Here is a 691-nt window from a genome sequence, read left to right as displayed (position 1 = left end):
CCGGGTCGCGGTCATCGTCGGCACCGGGCTGCGCGAACTGCGCGCCGTGGAGCAGTGGCACGGCGACGACGCGGCGCTGCGCCTGGCCCAGACGCACTTCAACGAGGCCGTGCGCTCCGTCGCGCCCGGCGTCACCGAGGTGCACACGCTCGCCAACGCGTGTGCCGCCTCCGGCTACGCCCTCGCGCTCGCCGCGGACCTGCTCGAACTCGGCGAGGCCGACGCGGTCGTGGCCGCCGGCTGCGACACCCTCACCGAGTCGATGCTCACCATGATCGGCCGGGTGGGCACCACCACGGCCGAGACCGTACGACCCTTCGACACCGACCGGGACGGCGTGCTGCTCGGCGAGGGCGCCGCCGCCGTCGTCCTCGAACTGCCCTCGGACAAGCCGGCGTTCGGCCTCGTACGCGGCGTGGGCATCGGCTGCGACGCGTTCCACGAGACGGCGCCCGACCCGGGCGGCGTCCTCGCCACGATGCGCGAGGCCCACCAGCGCGCCGGCATCGAGCCCGGCGAGGTGGACCTGGTCGTCGCGCACGGCACCTCCACCGCGCTGAACGACCCGACCGAGGCCACCGCGCTCACCGAACTCTTCGCCGACGTCGCGCCGGCCGACGCGCCCGCCGTCACCGGCATCAAGGGCGCCATCGGGCACACCTCGGGCGGCGCGGCCCTGATGAGCGTGCTC

At 75.3% G+C, this 691-nt stretch carries 1 protein-coding gene; it reads left to right on the top strand.

What is annotated here, in order from left to right:
• On the top strand, positions 1–691 hold a 691-nt coding region (locus KUM32_RS08240), incomplete at both ends, for a beta-ketoacyl synthase N-terminal-like domain-containing protein (protein WP_302185125.1).

This window comes from Streptomyces sp. AC627_RSS907 (assembly GCF_019049165.1).
This window is presented reverse-complemented; position numbering and strand designations above follow the sequence as displayed.